Annotated in this window: 16 protein-coding genes and 7 tRNA genes; 12 read left to right on the forward strand and 11 right to left on the reverse strand. The window is 40.7% G+C overall.

Going from position 1 to position 20957, the window contains the following annotated elements:
* Positions 1 to 221 precede the first annotated feature (221 nt).
* The 4 genes from Q8W26_RS07270 (at position 222) to Q8W26_RS07285 (ending at position 3086) form a co-directional block, all read left to right on the forward strand.
* Positions 222 to 842 (forward strand): 50S ribosomal protein L25/general stress protein Ctc, encoded by a 621-nt coding sequence (locus Q8W26_RS07270; protein ID WP_101214783.1) that lies wholly within the window; start codon positions 222 to 224, stop codon positions 840 to 842.
* Positions 843 to 859: 17 nt separating this feature from the next.
* Complete coding sequence (gene pth, locus Q8W26_RS07275; RefSeq protein ID WP_101214784.1) at positions 860 to 1447, forward strand: aminoacyl-tRNA hydrolase; 588 nt, start codon at positions 860 to 862, stop codon at positions 1445 to 1447.
* A 34-nt stretch (positions 1448 to 1481) separates the two neighbouring features.
* Positions 1482 to 2573 (forward strand): redox-regulated ATPase YchF, encoded by a 1092-nt coding sequence (gene ychF / locus Q8W26_RS07280; protein WP_101214785.1) that lies wholly within the window; start codon positions 1482 to 1484, stop codon positions 2571 to 2573.
* A gap of 111 nt (positions 2574 to 2684) precedes the next feature.
* A complete protein-coding gene (locus tag Q8W26_RS07285; RefSeq protein ID WP_101214786.1) occupies positions 2685 to 3086 on the forward strand; it encodes a hypothetical protein in 402 nt (133 codons plus the stop codon).
* Positions 3087 to 3133: 47 nt separating this feature from the next.
* On the opposite strand, the gene Q8W26_RS07290 is transcribed toward Q8W26_RS07285, so the two are convergent.
* From Q8W26_RS07290 to Q8W26_RS07325, 8 genes are all read right to left on the reverse strand, one after another.
* Positions 3134 to 3208 (reverse strand) — tRNA-Gln (locus tag Q8W26_RS07290).
* 24 nt (positions 3209 to 3232) lie between these two features.
* Positions 3233 to 3309: transfer RNA gene (locus Q8W26_RS07295), tRNA-Met, on the reverse strand.
* Between the two features lie 70 nt (positions 3310 to 3379).
* A tRNA-Leu gene (locus Q8W26_RS07300) sits at positions 3380 to 3464 on the reverse strand.
* Between the two features lie 22 nt (positions 3465 to 3486).
* Positions 3487 to 3561: transfer RNA gene (locus tag Q8W26_RS07305), tRNA-Gln, on the reverse strand.
* Between the two features lie 36 nt (positions 3562 to 3597).
* Positions 3598 to 3674, reverse strand: a tRNA-Met gene (locus Q8W26_RS07310).
* A 62-nt stretch (positions 3675 to 3736) separates the two neighbouring features.
* Positions 3737 to 3811: transfer RNA gene (locus tag Q8W26_RS07315), tRNA-Gln, on the reverse strand.
* Between the two features lie 8 nt (positions 3812 to 3819).
* Positions 3820 to 3904, reverse strand: a tRNA-Leu gene (locus tag Q8W26_RS07320).
* Between the two features lie 175 nt (positions 3905 to 4079).
* On the reverse strand, positions 4080 to 5246 hold the full coding sequence (locus Q8W26_RS07325; RefSeq protein WP_101214787.1) for an FAD-dependent monooxygenase: 1167 nt from the start codon (positions 5244 to 5246) through the stop codon (positions 4080 to 4082).
* Positions 5247 to 5349: 103 nt separating this feature from the next.
* Between Q8W26_RS07325 and Q8W26_RS07330 the strand changes: the two genes are divergently transcribed.
* The 4 genes from Q8W26_RS07330 (at position 5350) to rsmC (ending at position 9246) form a co-directional block, all read left to right on the forward strand.
* Positions 5350 to 6219: a DMT family transporter gene (locus tag Q8W26_RS07330; RefSeq protein ID WP_101214788.1), complete on the forward strand. Its 870-nt coding sequence runs from the start codon at positions 5350 to 5352 to the stop codon at positions 6217 to 6219.
* A 51-nt stretch (positions 6220 to 6270) separates the two neighbouring features.
* Positions 6271 to 6621 (forward strand): hypothetical protein, encoded by a 351-nt coding sequence (locus Q8W26_RS07335; RefSeq protein WP_153071510.1) that lies wholly within the window; start codon positions 6271 to 6273, stop codon positions 6619 to 6621.
* A 154-nt stretch (positions 6622 to 6775) separates the two neighbouring features.
* Positions 6776 to 8104, forward strand: a complete 1329-nt coding sequence (locus Q8W26_RS07340) for an alkaline phosphatase (RefSeq protein ID WP_101214790.1) — start codon at positions 6776 to 6778, stop codon at positions 8102 to 8104.
* A 95-nt stretch (positions 8105 to 8199) separates the two neighbouring features.
* Positions 8200 to 9246, forward strand: a complete 1047-nt coding sequence (gene rsmC / locus Q8W26_RS07345) for a 16S rRNA (guanine(1207)-N(2))-methyltransferase RsmC (RefSeq protein WP_101214791.1) — start codon at positions 8200 to 8202, stop codon at positions 9244 to 9246.
* Positions 9247 to 9256: 10 nt separating this feature from the next.
* On the opposite strand, the gene Q8W26_RS07350 is transcribed toward rsmC, so the two are convergent.
* Complete coding sequence (locus tag Q8W26_RS07350; protein ID WP_305472922.1) at positions 9257 to 9628, reverse strand: DUF3293 domain-containing protein; 372 nt, start codon at positions 9626 to 9628, stop codon at positions 9257 to 9259.
* A 471-nt stretch (positions 9629 to 10099) separates the two neighbouring features.
* On the opposite strand from Q8W26_RS07350, the gene arcA reads away from it, so the two are divergent.
* On the forward strand, positions 10100 to 10816 hold the full coding sequence (arcA, locus tag Q8W26_RS07355) for a two-component system response regulator ArcA (protein ID WP_101214793.1): 717 nt from the start codon (positions 10100 to 10102) through the stop codon (positions 10814 to 10816).
* A gap of 113 nt (positions 10817 to 10929) precedes the next feature.
* Here arcA and Q8W26_RS07360 read toward each other — a convergent pair whose 3' ends face one another.
* Both Q8W26_RS07360 and Q8W26_RS07365 read right to left on the reverse strand, forming a co-directional pair.
* Positions 10930 to 11298, reverse strand: a complete 369-nt coding sequence (locus Q8W26_RS07360) for an Hpt domain-containing protein (RefSeq protein WP_101214794.1) — start codon at positions 11296 to 11298, stop codon at positions 10930 to 10932.
* Between the two features lie 80 nt (positions 11299 to 11378).
* Positions 11379 to 13163, reverse strand: coding sequence for a hypothetical protein (locus Q8W26_RS07365; protein WP_101214795.1), 1785 nt, complete (start codon positions 13161 to 13163; stop codon positions 11379 to 11381).
* 406 nt (positions 13164 to 13569) lie between these two features.
* Between Q8W26_RS07365 and folE2 the strand changes: the two genes are divergently transcribed.
* The 3 genes from folE2 (at position 13570) to Q8W26_RS07380 (ending at position 20878) form a co-directional block, all read left to right on the forward strand.
* Positions 13570 to 14490: a GTP cyclohydrolase FolE2 gene (gene folE2, locus Q8W26_RS07370; protein WP_101214796.1), complete on the forward strand. Its 921-nt coding sequence runs from the start codon at positions 13570 to 13572 to the stop codon at positions 14488 to 14490.
* Positions 14491 to 14977: 487 nt separating this feature from the next.
* Positions 14978 to 19432 (forward strand): glutamate synthase large subunit, encoded by a 4455-nt coding sequence (gene gltB / locus Q8W26_RS07375; RefSeq protein WP_101214797.1) that lies wholly within the window; start codon positions 14978 to 14980, stop codon positions 19430 to 19432.
* Positions 19433 to 19471: 39 nt separating this feature from the next.
* On the forward strand, positions 19472 to 20878 hold the full coding sequence (locus Q8W26_RS07380) for an FAD-dependent oxidoreductase (protein ID WP_101214801.1): 1407 nt from the start codon (positions 19472 to 19474) through the stop codon (positions 20876 to 20878).
* Positions 20879 to 20957 lie beyond the last annotated feature (79 nt).

Raw genomic sequence — 20957 nt, forward strand, 5'->3', positions numbered from 1 at the left:
TAACGACTCTTTAAGTTAACAAACAACACGATAAAGGAGCCAATCTAACGGCTCCTTTTTATTTACCCTCCCTCCATAGTTTTTTTCACCGAGTTATTCAATTTAAGTGTTTGCGATCCTCTAGTGCTTTAGTTACAATGTCGCGCCGAATTTTTCGGTAACGAGAAGGTTTTGGTCGCAAAAACCTTCACCATTTAAATTTAAAATATTGGAGACATCTAATGTCTGAAGCAATTACACTTGAAGCGCAAATCCGTACAGACCTAGGGAAAGGTGCGAGCCGCCGCCTACGTCACGCGAATCAAACTCCAGCTATCATCTACGGTGGCGAAACAGCTCCTGTTTCTATCACTTTAGCTCATAACAAATTATTTAAAGCGCAAGAGCAAGAGTCTTTCTACTCTCAAGTTTTAACTATCTCTGTTGATGGCAAAGAAGAAAAAGTAATCGTTAAAGCAATGCAACGTCACAGCCACAAGCCTGTTGTTAACCACGTTGATTTCCTACGCGTTGACGAGTCTCACGTTCTTCACACTTCTGTACCAGTACACTTCATCAACGAAGATGCTTCTGCTGCAGTTAAATCAGGTGGCGTTGTTGCTCACCACGCAAATGAAATCGAAGTTGCTTGTTTACCAAGTGCTTTACCTGAGTTCATCGAAGTTGACGTTGCTAACTTAGAAGTTGGTCAAACTGTTCACCTTTCAGACGTAACTTTCCCAGCTGGCGTAACTTCTGTTGAGTTAGCTAAAGGTGAAAGCCACGATCTAGCTGTTGTTTCTATTGCTGCACCTAAAGGCGCTAGCACTGAAGAAGCTTCAGAAGAAGAAGCAGCAGAATAAGTCACGAGATAACTCTTTTGAGTGACAATATTCAGCTGATAGTGGGCCTGGCTAATCCAGGTCCCGAATATGCCAACACCAGACATAATGCTGGTGCTTGGTATATTGAACAACTCGCCAATTGGCACAACACCTCTTTAAAAGCCGAGAGTAAGTTCTTTGGTCATACCGCTCGAATCAATATCGATGGTCATGATGTTAGATTACTTGTTCCAACCACCTTCATGAATCGCAGTGGCAAAGCCGTTGCAGCAATGGCAAAGTTTTATCAAATTCCGGTAGAGAATATTTTGGTCGCTCACGATGAGCTTGATCTTGATCCCGGCATTGCTAAATTCAAACAAGGCGGCGGACATGGCGGTCACAATGGTTTACGCGATATTATTAGCTCTATGGGCAATAATAAGAACTTCCATCGTTTGCGCGTTGCAATTGGCCACCCAGGGCATAAAGATAAAGTTACCGGTTATGTATTAGGTAAAGCACCTCAGGCTGAACAAGCTCTAATTGATGGTGCGATTGATGAAGCGGTACGCTCCACCAGCCTAATTTTCTCTCAAGGGTTCTTGAGTGCCAAAAACAGACTCCATGCCTACAAGGGCTAGTCTGATCCAATCAAATTAATTTTAAGGAATCACCATGGGATTCAAATGTGGTATCGTCGGTTTACCAAACGTTGGTAAATCAACACTATTCAATGCTTTAACTAAAGCAGGTATCGAGGCGGCTAACTTCCCGTTTTGTACTATTGAACCAAACACTGGTGTGGTTCCTGTTCCTGATCTACGCCTTGATCAATTAGCAAAAATAGTTAACCCAGAGCGTGTCATTGCCACGACAATGGAGTTTGTTGATATTGCAGGCTTAGTCGCCGGCGCATCCAAAGGTGAAGGTTTAGGCAACAAGTTCTTAGCAAACATCCGTGAAACCGATGCTATTGGTCACGTGGTACGTTGTTTCGAAAATGAAAATATCGTGCATGTAAGCGGTGAAGTTGACCCGTTATCGGATATCGAAGTCATCAACACCGAGTTAATGCTGGCCGATATGGACGTTGCAGATAAAGCGGTTTTCCGCCAAGCTAAAAAGGCTAAAGGCGGGGATAAAGACGCTAAGTTTGAAATCACAGTGCTAGAAAAAATCAAAGCTCACCTCGATGACGGCTTAATGCTACGCGCATTAGAGCTAGCTAAAGAAGAAAAAGCGGCGATCGATTATTTACAGTTCTTAACGATTAAACCAACCATGTATATCGCAAACGTCAACGATGATGGTTTTGAAGATAATCCAATGCTAGATAAAGTACGTGAGTTAGCAAAGACTGAAAATGCTGTTGTTGTTGCAGTTTGTGCCGAACTTGAGTCTGAAATTGCTGAGTTAGATGCTGAAGATGCAGCGGAGTTCATGGAGGACATGGGTATCGAAGAGCCGGGTCTAAACCGTGTAATTCGCTCGGGTTATGAACTACTTAACCTACAAACTTATTTCACTGCGGGTGTTAAAGAAGTTCGTGCTTGGACGGTTAATGTAGGTGCTACAGCCCCACAAGCAGCGGGTAAAATCCACACCGACTTTGAAAAAGGTTTCATTCGTGCAGCCGTTATCGGTTTTGACGATTACATCGACAATAATGGTGAATCAGGTGCAAAAGACGCTGGTAAGCTACGTGTTGAAGGTAAAGACTACATCGTTAAAGATGGTGATGTAATTCACTTCCGCTTTAACGTCTAAGTTTAATACATTTAAAATACCCTGAAAGCCCATGAAGCGCGAGTCTCATGGGCTTTTCTTTTATCGCTAAGATAGTCTAAATTTAATATTAAGGCGTAGCAAGGAAGTCATATGACGAGTTTATTTCATCAGCACGGTTCGTATGAGCTATCTGTTCGCAATAAAGTCTTTATCGCAACCTTACATGATAGTTGGAATAAAGAAACAGCACAGGCCTATAGCGAAGAGTTTAAGGAAGCCGTACAGCCCCTTACTTCTGATTCATGGGGCCATTTGGTTTTTCTCGATCACTGGCAACTTGCCACACCCGATGTAATACCTGTTATTGAAGAGCTCACACAGTGGTGTATTAGTAATAATTTAACTGCCGCGGCACAGGTTTATTCGCCATCTGAGATAAAGAAACATCAATTAGATGCCATGGTCATTGAACGACTCGGTGACTTTCAGCGTTGTGTTTTTGATAATGAACAGCAAGCTAGAGAGTGGTTAACAAAGTTAAGCTTTTTATGAATTGATAAGCGTATAGACAGACTAAATTAAAAGTGGCTATAAAAAGTTGGCTGGGATACAAGGATTTGAACCTTGGAATGACGGGATCAAAACCCGCTGCCTTACCGCTTGGCTATATCCCAACAAAAAAGATTGGTAGGTCTAAATGGTGGCTACGACGGGATTCGAACCTGTGACCCCATCATTATGAGTGATGTGCTCTAACCAGCTGAGCTACGTAGCCATTACAAAAGTTTAAGTAAACTTTACTTTAGACGAAAAAAAATCGCATTAAGCGATTATTTTTCATTTGATGGTGCGGGAAGAGAGACTTGAACTCTCACACCTTGCGATACTAGAACCTAAATCTAGCGCGTCTACCAATTCCGCCACTCCCGCATATCAAGTTTTTGCAATTATTTGGCTGGGATACAAGGATTTGAACCTTGGAATGACGGGATCAAAACCCGCTGCCTTACCGCTTGGCTATATCCCAACAAATAATTGGTTGATTTCACTTAAGTAAAATCAATGGTGGCTACGACGGGATTCGAACCTGTGACCCCATCATTATGAGTGATGTGCTCTAACCAGCTGAGCTACGTAGCCATCATAATGTTGTGAATTTAAAGTTTCACTTCTTTCGTCATTCATAGCTAACTTTAAAAAGTTGGCTGGGATACAAGGATTTGAACCTTGGAATGACGGGATCAAAACCCGCTGCCTTACCGCTTGGCTATATCCCAACTATAAATGGTGCGGGAAGAGAGACTTGAACTCTCACACCTTGCGATACTAGAACCTAAATCTAGCGCGTCTACCAATTCCGCCACTCCCGCATACTTTCGATTTAACTTAACATTTAAGCATTCGCTTATTTGCTTCGTTGTCCTCATCAAGTGCGGCGTATTATGCTGATGAGAGACGCAACCGTCAATAGTTTTTTATCAGTTTTTTTATTCTTTTTTATCAAGTGTTGATTTTGTCACCACCACGAGTGAATTTTAAGCCGTTTTACAAGCCCATTGCGTATTTCATAACCTGTTTTTTACCCCAAGTAGACTTCTCCGCCATTTTTAGCGCAGTATTACGTAAAAGCACCAAAGGCCCCTGTTCATTACTAAAGGTTAAATAAAAGAAATCCATCGCCGATTGCATTAGCAAATTATCACCACGTCTCGCTTTTTGATACTTCATTAAAGTTGCTTGCTGCCACCAGCATTCATTTGCATTGACAGCATCAGATATTGTTGAAGCTAATGCTGTAACATCTTTAAAGCCTAAATTAACACCTTGCCCTGCTAATGGGTTAATTGTATGAGCGGCATCCCCTAAGATACATAAGTTAGGTTTAACGTATTGCTGAGCATGGCGACGGGTCAAGCTAAATGAACCACTGTCATCAACCTCAAACTCGCCAAGACGCTGGGGAAACTCATTAACGATTTGCTCTTTTAGTTGTGTTAATGGTAATTGTGACAACTGACGAATACGCGCTGGCGAGTCGTACCAGACTAATGAGGCTTTATTACCTGTTAAGGGCAATAAAGCTCGAGGCCCCTGTGGAGTAAACTGCTGCCATGTAATATCTTGTTGCGACCGTTCTGTCGTTACATTTATCAACATAGCATGCTGGGCATAGTCCCATGCCGTTACGCCAATATTAGCGGCGTTGCGAACCATCGAGTTGGCCCCATCAGCCCCCACCAGCAAACGCGTATTAATCGTATTATCACCTAGTGTGACAAAGTAACTATCATCCTGGTGTGTCAATTGAGAAATATTGTAACCTTCAAATAAAGTAACGTTATCTAGTTGCTCTAGTTTGTGCCACAGGGCTAATTGAATAAGTCGATTCTCTACTATATGGCCTAAATACGGACGCACCATGGTTTCACTATCGAAGACTAAATTGGACCCTGACTGCTCCCAAGTTTCCAAAAAACGATAAGGGCAAGCTCTCATCGCCAACACATCGTCCCACACACCTATCTGTTGCAATAAATTTTCTGATGCAATACTAATTGCTGATACTCTCAAGTCCATTGCTTGCTCAGGCGAGAAAGACTTAGGCGCCTTGTGCTCGATAACCGCAATCGATAATCCAGTCGGAGCTAATGCACACGCAAGTGCACCACCGACCATACCACCACCAACAATAACAATATCAAATTGTTGCATCAAAGTTTTCCTTCCAATTTATTTTCGCTAATTCTAAGTCGTCTATAGCGAGATAGCTAATGATATTAGATAATGCACAATCAATAACTTGATATAGATTAATATGAGAACATCTCAACTACTACTCGGTATTCTTTTTATACTCTGTGCCGAGTTATCTTTTGTCTTGCTAAGTGCTCTCATTAAAGTTTTAAGTGATGACGTTTCATTAATCCAAATAATCTTCTTTCGCAATCTTTTTGCCTTACTCCCCTTGTTACCATGGCTAATTAAACACAAACAACAAGCCGTGACCACTAGCAAACTATCATTACACCTCATGCGTGGCATTACGGGGGTCACCGCGATGTTTATCTATTTCTATATCTTGAGTAATAGTAGCTTGATCAACGGTGCGATGGTGTTAATGCTTGCACCATTTTTCATCCCACTGATTGCCTTTTACTGGCTAAGGCAACCACAAAGTTTATATACTATTTTAGCAATTAGTATCGGCTTCTTTGGTGTGTTTATTTGTTTAAACACGACTCAAGCCCAAACAACTCCCCTCTCATTAATGCAAATGGGCTTAATACTATTTGGTGCCCTATGTGTCGCAATAAGTAAAGCATCCATTAGCAAAATGACCACGACAGAGCCAAGCCAGCGTATTGTATTTTACTTTTCGACTATCTCATTAATCGTATCAGCAATACTGCTACCTTTCGACTGGCAACCATTGAATTTAATGGCTCTAGGCTTATTAGTCATCTTAGGCGTGGGCGCTACTGCTGCTCAAATTTTAATGACTAAGGCTTTTACCCTTGCAGGGGCGACAACTATTGGCCTTTTTAGTTATAGTTCAATTTTGTTTGCAGCTTTGGTCGGTGCAATATTTTGGAATAATATCCCAGAATATGAGTGGTTTATTGGTGCAAGTATTATTATAGTATCAGGGATAATTGCTACGATTTTTGCGCCAAGAAGGAAATAGTAATATTTATTCAGCTAAACTGGTGTAAGAAAGAGCCTTTAAAAAAAGAGTATGACGATTATGGTTCAACAATGTAATACAATAAAAAACTATAGCAAAGTGGTGATTGCAGCATCAATTACTGTGCTAAGTAGCTTTTCCAGCCACGCATTTAACGTGCCCCAGCAATGCATCGTTGCTCCTGAGCGAACAACGCCTTGCCCAAACTTAACTTATACCAGTCTCAACGTTGGCAGTACGAATCGAATTATTTGCTTGTGTAAAACTGATAAAGCGCAGATATTAACGTTACTAAATAATAGTTCAATTGCGACCCAACGAATTCAAATCAGAAAATTACAAGATCAACACGATCTAAGTAGCCAACAGTTGAAACTACTATTTGAAAACATTAATAAATAAGCGTTATTGATCACAAAAATAATATTTAACAAAAGTCATTCCCCCGTTACACTAACTATACCGATTGATAATAGACACGTTATTATCTAATTTAGACACAATATGGACGAGCAAGTCTTGGTTGTGCCTAGCATTAATATATAGAAGAGTTTTTATGAAGAAAGTACTTAGTAGCTTAATGCTTTGTGCCGCATTTGGCGCCTCAGCACATCAAGACACAGAGCAACCCAAAAACATTATTATGATTGTTGGTGACGGTATGGGCCCAGCATATACCGCCGCTTATCGCTATTTTAAAGATAACCCTGACACACAAGCCGTAGAGCAAACCGTATTTGACCGAATATTAGTGGGTCGCTCAACGACTTATCCAGCTAAAGTCAGTGGTATCGTAACTGACAGTGCCGCTTCTGGTACGGCATTAGCTACAGGGTACAAATCATATAATGGTGCCATTGGCGTAGATGTTAATGAGACCCCAGTGAAAAGTGTAATGCACTACGCAAAGACGTTAGGTAAATCAACAGGCCTTGTCGTTACTTCTCAGATCAACCATGCTACACCTGCAAGTTATGTTGCCCATGCTAAAAGTCGTCGCATGTATAATGAGATAGCCGATCAATATTTTGATATTAAGATAGACGGTAAACATGCCGTTGATGTCATGCTTGGTGGTGGTTGGCAGTACTTTATTCGTGACGATCGTGATTTAACTAAAGAATTTCAACAAGCTGGCTATCAATATATCGATAGTTACAGCGACCTAAACACTATCAACAATAACCAAGTACTTGGCTTATTCGCAGATAAAGGTTTACCGTGGGCGTTAGATGACACCAACCGTCATCGCTTAAAAGCGATGACGGTAGCTGCCATTGACCGGTTAGACAATAATGACAACGGTTTCTTTATGCTCATCGAAGGTTCTCAAATTGATTGGGGGGGCCACGCCAATGATGTTGCCGCGGCAATGACAGAGATGGACGACCTCGCGGTCACAGTCGAATGGCTTGAAGGCTATGTTGCAAACAACCCAGATACACTAGTTGTAATGACTGCAGACCACTCTACTGGTGGCTTTACCATTGGTGCAAACGGTGAATACGCATGGCGACCACAGTTAATTCATTCGATGAAGGCATCTCCTGAAGCCATTTCAAAAGCACAGGCTAAGCTAGAAAAACTCGACACCCAGGCAATAAACGCACAACTTGGTTTTGAGTTAACCAAGCAAGAGATCGTTTTACTCTTACCAGCACATAAAACGACTCGAGACGGCAGTGATAGAAAAGCTAAACGCGCACTGGCAACCGCATTAAAAACGATTATTAGCGCGAGAACAAATACAGGCTGGACGACGAGTGGCCATACTGGCGTTGATGTGCCAGTGTTTGCTTTTGGTCGCCAACAATCACTATTCGCAGGTCAAATCGATAATACAGATATAGCGAAAAAGATCTTTACCCTACTTGGTAAAAAATAACCTTCTCACCAAGCCATAGTGCAATAACTCAAGCTTTTAACGTTTGGGGTTATTGCGCTATACTCCACCTTTTCAGCCCATAGCACGAGACACTCATGAGCACACTCTCAAACCCTAGCCAAGTATTGGTACGTAACATTGAACTATTTGAACAACAACGCGTACTCGTTGCAGGGTTTAGTGATGACAACTTTATCAATGAGTTATATGAAGCCGGCGCAAGTCAAGTAACAGCATTTGGTTTGGATTACCATAATCATAAACATGTCACTAAAACATTGAAGCATGATAATGCCAAAATCCAGTTTGGTGCCTATTTCGAAAACCCACAACAGCACAAATGGCAACAGCTTATTTTATATTGGCCGAAAGCCAAACAGCGTGCTTTATACTTACTGGCGAATTTATTGCCTCACTTAGAGACAAACGCAGAGATCTATTTTGTCGGTGATAACAAGAGCGGTGTTAAGTCTGCAGCAAAACTGATTAGCGATTTTTGCGATAAGCCTGTTAAGGTTGACTCTGCAAGACATTGTGCATTATTTCGCACCGAATATACTAAAGCGGCGCCAAACTTTGATAAAAACCAGTGGCTTAAAACCTATCAAATTCAAGCAGCGGACTTAACTGTCAACGTCACCTCTTTACCAGGAGTCTTTAGCCACGGTGAGCTGGATCTGGGTACTGAGTTACTTTTAGAAAACTTGGGCCACCTAAAAATGAAACGCACCTTGGATTTCGGTTGCGGTTGTGGCGTAATCGGCACCTATATAGGATTAAAGCGCCCAGGAATTCCATTAGAACTAGTTGATATTGATGCATTAGCATTAGAGTCCACGCGCTTAACTCTTGCAGCAAATGGAGTTGAAGGAAAAGTCTACCCTAGTGATGGTCTAAGCGATATAAAAGGTAAGATTGCTACTATTGTTTCTAATCCTCCTTTTCACACAGGAATTAAAACCGATTACAAAGTTCCTGAACAATTCATGTCCACTGCGCCACAACACTTAATGGATGGAGGCCAACTTCGAATTGTTGCCAATAGTTTTTTACGCTATGAGCCAATTTTAAAGCAGTATTTTGCGACAACAGAATCAATTATTGAAAATAGCAAATTTAAAATACTATCGGCAAAAACTTAACGAAACACCTTCAATACCACACCATACTTTCAATGCCTTGGTTCGCTCCCTTTGGGGAACGAACCAAATGATTAAATAAACCAACCCTTTCTACCTCAATTATTCCTTGATCGATAAATAGCTGACAGGGACACAATGACAGCTCATTATCATCAACAATGAAGACTGCAAATTGTTGATAATGATCTGCAATGATTACGGCCTCTTCAAGGTCCATACATACACAAAAGCTATGCTCTAAATAGTCAAACTGATGATCACTGACTAAAACGGGTAAGAATTCAAGTCCCCTTTTGTCTAAATCGTGTTCGAGCTCTCGGTTTAAACAAAAATTGCGCCATTTTAAATAAAGGTGTCCTAGGGGATTAAAAGCCGTAATCACAACAAACTTTCTCTTTAAATTCATAGGACTAGGAAATTGAAAAATACTATTTTTATAACTTTGCCATAACTTATTATAATTTCTCGTTAGAATCATCACTATACCAATATTGTTTAATCCCAATAAACCGTTTACAATCACGCTCTTTACGACTCCAATGAAAATAATTCGCAATAAGAATGTAATAATTTAACAAGCGCTGGTTACTCAAACTACCTGTTATTACAAGCGAATCAATTCAATAATGAAATGAACGGTTTGAACCTTTATTGGTCAAATAGTAATAAAATACACTATAGAACCCATTTCTTTTGATTTCGACAGCATTTAGCCGTAAAAGACATTGATTAGATTTTTCTCTGACGAGAAATTATTACTGGCACTATAATTAAATCAAGTGAAGATTAGTTTAACATAACCACCAAATTATCTTACACTTATAACACTACGTTAACTTACTAGGTAAAAAGCATGCAAAGCCCTCATATTCTTATTGTCGAAGATGAACTAGTGACAAGAAATACACTACGCTCAATTTTTGAAGCGGAGGGATATATTGTTCATGAGGCTAATGATGGTGACGAAATGAATCGTCTATTAAATCAAGAGCCAATTTCTTTAATTATTATGGACATCAATTTGCCAGGTAAGAATGGATTACTCCTAGCTCGTGAAGTACGTGAAAAAGATGACATCGCACTTATCTTTTTAACAGGTCGTGATAATGAAGTTGACAAAATCCTTGGTTTAGAAATTGGGGCAGATGATTACATTACTAAGCCTTTTAACCCTCGAGAACTTACTATTCGTGCGAGAAACTTATTAGGCCGTATTAAGGGTAGCTCTGAAGAAAAGCCAGTAAGCACTATTGAGCGCTATAAATTTAATGGTTGGATTCTAGAAGTTAACTCTCGCTCACTAATTAGCCCTACAGAAGATCAGTTTAAGCTTCCACGTAGTGAATTTAGAGCGATGGTAGAGTTTTTGGAAAACCCTGGAAAAATATTAACGCGTAGTGAGTTGTTAATGAAAATGACTGGAAGAGAGTTAAAGCCACATGATAGAACGGTTGATGTGACCATCCGTCGTATTCGTAAGCACTTTGAATCTCATCCTGCGAGCAGTGAGATTATTACAACTATTCATGGTGAAGGTTACCGTTTTTGTGGTGATACTGAAAGCGAATAACCAATACTAAAATTACTTATAGCAAAACAAAAAAGCCTTACATCATGATGTAAGGCTTTTTTGTTACTAATGCTAATTATATTTGATATAGCATTTACCCGTAGTGATAACGATTAAGCTTGCAAGAACCTTTTTAGTGCATCAATATCACTCTGATAGTATTGCTCTATGAGTTCTATCGCTTGTGGGTAGGTAGTATTCCACGATTCGGCTTCACTATGCTGTATGATCTGTGCCCAATTAGCCAGACGGTGAAGACCAATCGCACCAGCAGCACCTTTCATCTTATGCCCTTGGGCAGCGACTTCTTTATGATCTGCTGCAGATTGAAACGCTAAAAGCTCTGCTACATATTGAGGGTATTGCTGCTCAAACACATTAACACTGATAAGTAGAACATCATTACCAATAGCTTGGGTGTATTGAGTTAAAATATCCAAATCGAGTATCTGGTCTGACTCTAAACTGTTTTCTTGTTGCATCTTTAAAAACCTATTTCTTACTTAAGCATACTCTAACAATTTGACTAAACTAAAGCCACAAAACACTGAAAAGTGATGGGCTAACGTCGAGTAATATCTAATAACAGTGAAGTGAACGAACAAAATAGCTGATAGCCGTTGCCAACTTTTAACCCGCCCAGCCTAAACTCACTACTATCTGACTTAGCTAGAGTCACTGTATATTGCCGCTTACGCCCAGCAAAACCACTCCATTGAGGCTCATTAATCAGGCAAGCTTGTTGCGAAAACAGCTTAAAATTACTATTAAAGAATAAGTTGTTAAAGCTTAACGGTGCAGTATTTGCACTTGCAGGAGTCTTCTTCCACTGAGGATAAGTAACTCGCATTTGACCATTAGAAAACTCAGCAATATCGCCTGTTGTTAAATAACTATAGTTAATTTGACGTAATTCATCATCGGTACTGTGCTGTTGTGAGTCTTTTGTTTTATTTAAAACAACGACGCCTTGAGAGCCAATCACTTTAACTTTTACAGTGTCAGACTCAGGGTTAGCAAGCATAACGGCCGTGTTTTGATCGATCCCCAAACCGAACTGCTGTTCCATATCATAGACCACTCTAGCCAATCGCGCGATATTACCACGCTCTGACATATCAGTATCAAGCACGGCAAAGTCAAATAAACCAACACCACCAGGGTAATACGTGGTTAAGTTATGCTGAGATTGGCAACTTTCAAAGCGATTGCACTTTGTTGACGCTTCTAGGACATTAATACTCCCTAAATTCATCGCCTGCTCACTATTACCAGAAAGAATCACTGGAGATGTATGTGCTTGTGATACTAAAGCTCGCCCAACGGCACCAATCGCAGCAACAAATAATTTATTCATTTCAACACGACGTTTAATTAAACTTAAGTAGAGGCTTGGCTTGTTATCGCCGCTAATTAAACTCGCCCGTAGTTTTAATGGGCTATCACCAACAAACACAATAGCATCAGCAGCATTGATTGCATTAGACATTAAAAACGGCTGTTTACAAAATCGTTGCTGAATTAATAAAAGATCTTCATACACTTTTGCACGATCAAAACTGTTCAAAATACGGCCACGGTAATTTTCAAGCCACATACAGCGTTCTTTATCTGCTTTTAATTGAGTCAGCGCAGCATCAATCGGTAGCCATTTAGCATCGGCCCCAAGTTGATTAAATAGACTGGTATATGCATCAACATCATAGAAACTGTCTCTATTTCCTGCAGTGACAATTAAGATTGAAGGCTTACTTTGATTATTTTTTAGCCTTGCTTGCTCTACAATTTGTTGAAAAAGGCTATTCGAGAAAGGGGATATTTTATCGTTAACGATAGTTTGCTCTTCAATACGCTGACTAAAACTGTCTAATTGAGGCAACTCTAGAAAGTCTAAAATCATCAATCGCTCATCTTCAGATAAGCTTAACAGTAATGAGTGGCCACTCAGCTGCCTTTGGTTATGCTTTACGGTCGTCGATTTCCAAACGGCTAGTAGTTGCGGATACGATAGAACTTTCGTACCAAATTTTTTGGCTAGCTCTTGTAAGATGATAGCCATATCATAGCGAATAGTTTGACGCCCTGATTGCCAATGCTCAGTCGCAGTAGCTTTATTGACCTGCTTTATTGAGAATTTATATTTTATCGAATCACGACTTAAAGCCTGAGAAAAGCTCGTTACACTTGAAGGTGAGCAATGCGTTAATTCAGTGCTACGACAAAACTCCAACTGGCTACCTACTAGCATCAACTGATAGTCAGTCTCTTCTGCCAGCGCTTCTTTATCATTAATAAAGCAAAAAGCGATAATAAAGAATAACGATACGATTTTAGGCTGTATATCCATCTACACTTAATCCTTAATACGATTAGATATATAATTTAGCATTTATCAATTCATTAATACATTAAGATATTGGATAAAGTGTTATAAATCTATAGCCTAAATTATTATTTTTCGTTAGCATCAGTGATTAATAGTCCTGTGTGTTATTCACATGCTATAATCCGCGGCTTCCTAATATCTTTACCTGTTGTGTTTCTTGCCTAAACTCATGGTTCAATGAAGTCAACGATATTAGACATAGCTCAATCAAATGAGTAAAAAACTTACCGCCATAGCAGTACAATCGCTAGAGAATATCGCAACGCGGAACGTTTATTATTGATATTGGTCATGTACTTATTAAATATTACTTATATTCGATTGAAAAACAAAATCACTTTATAATTTATATGTTGGAGTCGTATTAATGCCCCACCAGATGCCAGATATTGCCAGCACCGCAAATGCTCAAACCGAAGGCAACATAGATTGGGTTGGCATGAGCCATATTGAAATGCCCTTAATGCTTGAGACTCAAGATGAAGCGCCGCAACGTGTTTCAGCTAAGGTTGAGACCTTTGTTAACATCATCGTACCTCAAGCAAAAGGCATTCATATGTCTCGCCTTTTCTTACGTCTTGACGAACTTTCTACTGAAAGCTCCTTAAGCCCTTCAACGCTTGAGCAAATGTTATCAGACTTTATTCAGTCTCATGATGACATTAGCGATCAAGCACAGGTGAGCTTTACTTTCGATTATCATTTACGTCGCGCTTCGTTACTAAGTAAAAAGAAGGGCTGGAAAGCTTACCCAGCGACAATTAAAGCGACCATTGATAATAATAGGGTTGAGACTGAGTTAGTCGTTGAAGTGCCTTACTCTTCAACTTGTCCGTGTTCAGCAGCTTTATCGAGACAATTAATACAAAAAGCCTTTAGCGAACGATTCGAAAACTCAGCGCTTGATAAACAACAAGTAATTGAGTGGCTAGGCACTACCGAAGGCATTGTAGCAACCCCACATAGCCAACGAAGTGTAGCGCAAGTGAAAGTGAAACTACCGCAAGATCTAGCGGAGTTTCCTTTACGCCAATTAATTGATTTGATAGAGCACGTCATGCAGACACCTGTCCAGGCTGCTGTAAAAAGAGAGGATGAGCAGGAATTTGCCCGCCTTAATGCAGCTAACCTGATGTTTTGTGAGGATGCTGTTCGCCGAGCGAAACATGGTTTAAATCAAAATGATTTTACTGACTTTTGGGTTCGTATTAATCACTATGAATCCCTTCATGCTCATGATGCTGTAGCAGTTGCCGTTAAGGGTGTTAAACAGGGCTATACTGCTTAGCGTATAACCGAACCCGCTATTTAACGTTAATAAAGCCAGAGTTACGCTCTGGCTTTTTTACACCCACAACCAAATTTTTATTCACTTATTTGAATTAAATATTTAAACAACAGTATTAACAACTCATAATTTATACCCACCAAAACCATACTAAAGTTTAACATTTACTCTACATTACGCCAACGTAAGCTTTTATATGTAATTTAATTACAAAAATCAATGATGCGTAACTATGCTTTACGCCAACGTAAAGCCCTACCAAATAATAACAATTATCATTAACACATAAACAATAAGGCAATTAAAAACAATGAGTTAACCATAAACCTTATTCCACCAAGGTATTAGACTATTGGTATATTGACTTTGGTAATATTTCACGATAATTTTAGCCATCATTTGTAAATAAATTAGCTATTGCGTCGTAGTATTTAACACTACCTTTTTGCATAGCATTTGCATAAACAAGTTATTGAGGGTAGTAAATATGGCACTCACGAGTCCTTCTTTTGAAAAAGACAACTGTGGTTTTGGTCTCATCGCTCAAATGGACGGTAACCCAAGTCACAAAATTATTCGTACAGCAATCGAAGCCTTAGATCGTATGCAACACCGTGGCGGTATCTCTGCTGATGGTATTACGGGTGACGGTTGTGGTTTATTAATGCAGGCACCTGAAGCACTATTTCAAGCGGTTGCAAAAGAAAATAATTGGTCGCTAAGCAAAAAATATGCTGTTGGTATGTGTTTCTTAAATACCGATCCATTATTAGCACAGCAAAGCCGTAAAGTTTTAACTGAAGAGCTAGAAAAAGAAACAATGGCTGTGGTTGGCTGGCGTGAAGTACCAATTAATAAGGATATCTTAGGCCCAATCGCATTAGATGAGCTACCGGTGATCGAGCAAGTATTTGTTAACGCCCCTGCAGGTTGGATCAGCCGTGATATCGAACGCCGCTTATACATGGCGCGTCGTCGTGCAGAAAAGCGTTTAACAGAAGATAAAGACTTCTATATCGCGAGCCTGTCGTCAATGGTAACTATCTATAAAGGTTTGGTTAAGCCCGTTGATTTACCTTCATTCTACTTAGACTTAGCCGATTTACGCACGCAAAGCTCTATTTGTTTATTCCATCAACGCTTCTCAACCAATACCTCACCTAAATGGCCGCTTGCACAGCCGTTTAGATTCTTAGCGCATAACGGTGAAATAAATACCATTGCTGGTAACCGCCAGTGGGCAAAAGCGCGCTCATATAAATTCAAAACGCCTTTATTACCTGATTTACAAGATGCGGCACCATTTGTTAGCGAAAGCGGTTCAGATTCTTCTTCATTAGATAATATGCTTGAGTTATTACTAATGGGTGGCATGGACTTATATCGCTCAATGCGAATGCTTATTCCACCAGCATGGCAATCGAACCCAACCATGGATGACGAGTTGCGTGCATTCTATGATTTTAACTCAATGCATATGGAACCGTGGGACGGCCCAGCTGGTGTCGTAATGACAAACGGCCGTCACGCGGCTTGTGCCGTCGATCGTAACGGCTTACGTCCAGCACGATATGTTGTTACTAAAGATCGTATCTTAACCTTAGCTTCCGAAGTAGGCATCTGGGATTACCAGCCAGATGAAGTTGCAGAGAAAGGACGTGTTGGTCCTGGTGAGTTACTAGTTGTTGATACCTACACAGGAAAGCTAACACCGACATTTGATATCGATAACGATCTTAAGAGCCGTCACCCATATAGTAAGTGGTTAGCTAATAACTCTAAACGTTTAGTCCCGTTTAGTGAACGTAATGAGTCAACTTCAGGTCACCGAAGCCTGGATGATGATAAGCTAGCGGTCTACCAAAAGCAGTTTAATTACAGCAAAGAAGAAATTCATGATGTACTAAATGTTATGGGTCGTAATGGACAAGAAGTAACGGCTTCAATGGGTGATGACGCTCCAATGGCGGTGTTATCTCGTAAGCAACGCTCTGTGTTCGATTACTTCCGCCAGAAGTTTGCTCAGGTCACGAACCCTGCAATCGATCCTTTACGTGAAGCACATACCATGTCATTAGCGACTTGTATTGGTAGTGAACAAAACTTATTCAAAGAAACGTTGGGGCACGCCCATCGGGTCTTATTCAAATCGCCAGTACTAGTATATAGTGATTTAGAACAGTTACGTAATCTTGAGGAAACACATTACTCAACCACTCAACTATCGATGAATTATGATCCAGCGATTGGTTTAGAGCAGGCGATTAATGAGTTGTGTGATAAAGCACAACAAGCTTCAGCGCAAGGCGCTGTTATTATTATCTTATCAGATCGTGATATCTCTAAAGACACTTTACCAATTCCAGCAGCAATGGCCGCTGGTGCTGTACAGCAACGCCTTGTTAATAACAACTTGCGTTGTGATACCAACATTATCGTTGAAACAGCAGCTGCTCGCGATCCTCATCACTTTGCAGTATTACTAGGTTTTGGTGTGACAGCAATTTACCCATATCTTGCTTACGAAACGTTACTTGAACAGATTGAGCTGGGCAAACTTACCGAAACACCAAAACAAGCCGTCATTAATTATCAGAAAGCCATCGATAAAGGCTTAATGAAAATCATGTCGAAGATGGGGATTTCAACGGTTGCCAGCTATCGTTGTGCTCAGTTATTTGAAGCCGTTGGTTTAGCTGATTCAGTTGTGGAACTGTGCTTTACAGGCGTAACCAATCGTATTAAAGGTGCTGATTTCGAAGACTTCGCCTACGATCAGCAAGTACTAAACAACCGTGCTTATCGCAAACGTGAGCAGGTAGAACACGGCGGCTTACTAAAATTTGACTATCGTGGTGAGTACCACTGTTTCAACCCTGACGTTGTACAGTTACTACAAACTGCCGTTAAAAGCGGTAAGTATTCCGATTACCAAGCATTTGCTAAAGCCGTTAATGAGCGCCCTGTCGCAACAATACGTGATTTATTAGCGTTAAGAACAGACCAGCAAGCAATTGATATCAGTGAAGTTGAATCAGCTGACAAATTATTTCCTCGCTTTGACAGCGCAGCAATGTCGATTGGTGCATTAAGCCCTGAAGCACATACCGCATTAGCTGTAGCGATGAATCGTTTAGGCGGTCAATCAAACTCTGGTGAGGGTGGTGAAGATCCTTCCCGCTTTAATAGTGAGCGCAATTCAAAAATCAAGCAGATCGCTTCAGGTCGTTTTGGTGTAACAGCACATTACTTAATGAATGCCGAAGTACTACAAATTAAAGTAGCACAAGGTGCAAAACCAGGTGAAGGTGGACAATTACCAGGTGACAAAGTATCAGCTGAGATTGCTGGCTTACGTTACTCGACGCCAGGTGTGACACTGATTTCTCCACCACCGCATCATGATATTTACTCTATTGAAGATTTAGCGCAGCTAATTTTCGATTTAAAACAGATTAACCCTAAAGCACTCATCTCGGTGAAATTAGTATCTGAACCGGGTATCGGTACAATCGCAACAGGTGTTGCTAAGGCATACGCTGATTTAATTACCGTATCAGGTTATGACGGCGGTACAGGTGCCAGCCCGTTAACCTCAGTTAAATATGCCGGTAGCCCATGGGAGCTAGGCTTAGCCGAAGTACAGCAAGCTTTAGTTGAGAATGGTTTACGTCATAAAGTGCGTTTACAAGTCGATGGCGGTTTAAAAACCGGGCTTGATGTTATCAAAGGAGCAATTTTAGGTGCTGAAAGCTTTGGCTTTGGTACTGCACCAATGGTTGCTTTAGGATGTAAATACCTACGTATCTGTCATCTAAATAACTGTGCTACAGGTGTTGCAACTCAAAACGAAGAGTTACGCGATAAACACTTTAAAGGCTTACCAGAAATGGTTAGCAATTACTTCGAAGCACTTGCACAAGACATTCGAGAGATCCTCGCTGGCTTAGGCATTGAAAAGCTTACAGACTTAATTGGTCGTACTGATTTATTAGAAGTGATTGAAGGACAAACACCACGCCAGAGTAAACTTGATTTATCAGATATCTTATACCAACCACAAACAAAAGAAGGTTGTGGTGTGTCATGGTCTGAAAGTAACCCTGCTTATGATGAAGGCTTAATGAACAAGCAGTTATCACAATTAACTGAACAAGCAATCAAGCAAAAGGCGGGCGGTGAATTTAACTTACCGATTCGTAATACCGATCGCTCGGTTGGTGCGAGTATCAGTGGTGAAATTGCTCGCCACCATGGCAACCAAGGGATGAGTGAAGCGCCAATTCAAATAAACTTTACTGGAACTGCAGGGCAAAGTTTTGGCGTATGGAACGCAGGTGGATTAAACATGACCATTGTTGGTGATGCTAATGATTATGTCGGTAAAGGCATGACTGGCGGCCAATTAATTGTGCATCCTCCACACGGTGTTGCTTATAAATCACATGAAGCAAGTATTGTGGGTAATACCTGTTTATACGGTGCAACAGGCGGTAAATTATTTGCTGCTGGTCAAGCAGGTGAACGTTTCGGTGTTCGTAATTCAGGTGCAATTACCGTTGTTGAAGGCATGGGTGATAATGGTTGTGAATACATGACTGGCGGTGTTGTTGTATCACTAGGTGATACGGGTGTGAACTTCGCAGCGGGTATGACAGGCGGTTTTGCTTACCTACTCGATGAGCACGAAAACATCAATGAACGAATGAATCACGAATGTGCTGAAGCGCTACCTTTAGAATACCCAGCGTATCAAGCACACCTAAAATCATTAATCGAAGAGCACTTTGCTGCAACAGGCAGTGAGCGCGCTCGTAATATTTTAGATAATTTTGAGGAGTGGTTACCTAAGTTCTTATTAGTGAAACCAACAGCAGCCGATTTAACCACCATGTTGCCAAATGCAACTAAAGTGCTAAAACTAGCAGTAAACGCGGGGTAATAAACCATGTCACAAGCAAAGAAAATTATATCGAACGTGGTGCCAGATGATTTCCAATTTATCAATGTTGGTCGTCACGATCCGCAGAAGAAACCAATTGAACAACGTAAAGAACAGTTTATTGAGATTTATAACCTATTCGAACAGCCTCAAGTTGAAGAACAAGCAGACCGCTGTTTAGATTGTGGTAACCCATATTGTCAATGGAAGTGTCCATTACATAACTATATCCCAGATTGGTTAGAACTTGCTAAGCAAGGGCGTATTATGGAAGCTGCTGACTTATGTCACCAAACTAATACGCTACCTGAAGTATGTGGCCGTGTCTGTCCGCAAGATCGTTTATGTGAAGGTTCATGTACGCTTAATGATGAGTTTGGTGCAGTAACTATTGGTAATGTAGAAAAGTACATTACTGATAAAGCATTAGAGCAAGGCTGGCGTCCAGATTTATCAGCTGTTGTTAAAACAGAAAAGAAAGTGGCAGTGATCGGTGCTGGTCCTGCAGGTCTGGGTTGTGCAGACATTCTGATACGTAATGGTGTGACTCCAGTTGTATTTGATCGTAACCCTGAAATCGGCGGTTTATTAACCTTTGGTATTCCATCGTTTAAGTTAGAAAAATCAGTAATGGCTCAGCGACGTGAATATTTCGAGTCACTAGGTGTTGAATTTCAGTTAAACACCACTGTTGGTAAAGATATCGATTTCAACGAGCTTTTAGAGCAATACGATGCAGTATTCTTAGGCATGGGAACATATACTTATATCCGTGGTGGTTTTAAAAACGAAAGCGCTGACGGTGTTTTAGATGCCCTGCCGTATCTGATCGGTAATACAAATAATTTACTTGGCCATTCTGATGCAGCAAACCCATTCGTTAGTCTTGAAGGTAAACGGGTTGCGGTGCTAGGTGGTGGTGATACTGCGATGGACTGTGTCCGTACAGCTATTCGCCAAGGTGCAACAGAAGTACGTTGTGTATATCGTCGTGATGAAGCCAATATGCCAGGTTCAAAACGTGAAGTACAAAACGCGAAAGAAGAAGGTGTCGAGTTTGTTTATAATCGCCAGCCGTTAGATATCGTTGCTCAAGATGGTAAGGTCACTGGAGTAAAACTCATTGAAACATGTATGGGTCAACCTGATGAAAACGGACGTCAACGTGCTGAAACTGTAGAAGGCTCTGAGTACGTACTTGATGTTGACGTGGTAATCATGGCCTTTGGTTTCAAACCAAATCCACAGCCTTGGTTTAAAGATTTCGGCATTGAGACCGACCAATGGGATCGCGTCATTGCTAATAGTAGTGATGTTCCATTCCAAACGACCAACGAGAAGATTTTCGCCGGTGGTGATATGGTACGTGGCTCAGACCTTGTTGTAACGGCCATTGCAGAAGGTCGTGACGCAGCTGAAGGTATTTTACAGTACCTCGATTTATAATCACTATATCGTTTAAAAGGCTCCTTCGGGAGCCTTTTTTGTTTGCACACGAGTAAGGATAAGTTAAGATCGTTGATAA

Source organism: Psychrobium sp. 1_MG-2023 (assembly GCF_030689115.1).
GTDB lineage: Bacteria > Pseudomonadota > Gammaproteobacteria > Enterobacterales > Psychrobiaceae > Psychrobium.